We start from the raw sequence: 1,486 nt of genomic DNA on the forward strand, positions 1-1,486 counted from the left end.
GATGTGATCGCCGCGTACGAGAAGTTCGATCAGCGGCAGCCTGGCTGGATCAAGGTCGAGCTCGAACCCGCCAGCTGATTCACGGACGAGGGGTGGTCTGCGTGTCATAGCCTTCTCCTCGTGCCGGTAGCTCCTGCGCAATTCCTCTATATACGGCAGGAATTCGATCAGTACGATGGCCAAAAAGACGGTGACGATGTACCCGGCGGGGAGCGATTCCGGTTTGGCTTTCACGTCGAACCGTGCGGTCTCCGGCCCTTGGCCGATCAACGCCTCTGCCTGCCTCCAATGGTGGCTAACCACGAGCAGGACGGCCATCAGCGGTACCATTTCTAGGAAGCTGTGTATGTGCTGTTCCCATGGGGTCACTTCCCTCGCCGTCACGGCATAAGTGACGTCCCACAGTGCCGTCGCCTCGTTCAGCAGGAAGACTGACGTGGGCCCGCTTTTTCGACACAGCCCATAACTAGAGGTAAGGTCGCTTCACCCACCGGCCCGATCGGGCCCCGGAGGAGCGATGAAGAAGTCGCGGTTTACCGAAGAACAGGTCATCTACGCGCTGCGCCTGGCGGAGTCAGGAACGCTGGTCACGGACGTCTGCCGGCAGATGGGCATCAGCGAAGCCACGTTCTACGTCTGGAAGAAGAAATACGCCAGCTTGGGCGTGGCTGAACTTCGCCAGACGAGGCAGCTGCAGGAGGAGAATGGCCGCCTGAAGCGACTGGTCGCCGATCTGACCCTGGACAAGCAAATTCTGTCGGAAGTCATTCGAAAAAAAATCTGAGGCCAGGCCGCCGCCGGGACGTTGCTGATTGGGTCCATGAGCAATTTCAGGTGAGCGCCCGACGCGCATGCGGACTGGCCGGGATTCAGCGCGCGACGTGGTACTACAAGAGCCAGGCCAAGGATCAGTCGGCACTGCGCATGCGCATCCGAGACCTGGCCCAGGCCCGCCCTCGATTTGGCTACGAGCGCATCACGGTGATGCTGCGCCGCGAGGGCTGGTCGGTGGGGCGTAAACGTGTCCACCGACTGTATTGCCTGGAAGGCCTGCAGCTGCGCATGCGTCGTCGCCGGCGCAAGGTCATCAGCTTGCATCGGGGGCCGACGCCCGCGCCGACGGCCGCTCACCAATACTGGGCGATGGATTTCGTCTATGACCAGCTCGTCAGGGGAAGGCCGTTTCGAGTGCTGACGGTGATCGATAAGTGGAGTCGTGAGAGTATCTTGCTGGAGGCCGATTTTTCGTTGAACGGTCGACGCCTCATCGAAGCGTTCGATCGACTGGGTCCGCAGCATCCGCTGCCCCGGGCGATCACGGTAGACAACGGCACCGAATTCACCTGCAAGGTCGTTGACGAATGGACGTACAACCATGGCATCCACTTGGACTTTATCCGCCCGGGACGTCCGACGGAGAACGGTATGATCGAATCATTCAACGGTCGCTTGCGGGATGAGTGCCTCAACGTGCATGCGTTCGAAT

3 protein-coding genes are annotated in these 1,486 nt (G+C 60.4%); 2 read left to right on the forward strand and 1 reads right to left on the reverse strand.

Features of this window, described 5'->3' with window-relative positions:
• Window positions 1–318 (reverse strand): hypothetical protein (locus AC1DSN_RS22500; protein WP_477333038.1); only part of this gene is annotated, 318 nt, incomplete at its 3' end.
• Between the two features lie 199 nt (window positions 319–517).
• Between AC1DSN_RS22500 and AC1DSN_RS22505 the strand changes: the two genes are divergently transcribed.
• Entirely contained in the window at window positions 518–784 is a 267-nt protein-coding gene (locus tag AC1DSN_RS22505; protein WP_477333040.1) for a transposase, read from the forward strand.
• A partial coding sequence (locus AC1DSN_RS22510) for an IS3 family transposase (protein WP_477333042.1) occupies window positions 781–1,486 on the forward strand: 706 nt, incomplete at its 3' end. The genes AC1DSN_RS22505 and AC1DSN_RS22510, both read left to right, overlap by 4 nt.

This window comes from Luteibacter sp. P4_D7_3, from assembly GCF_056401735.1.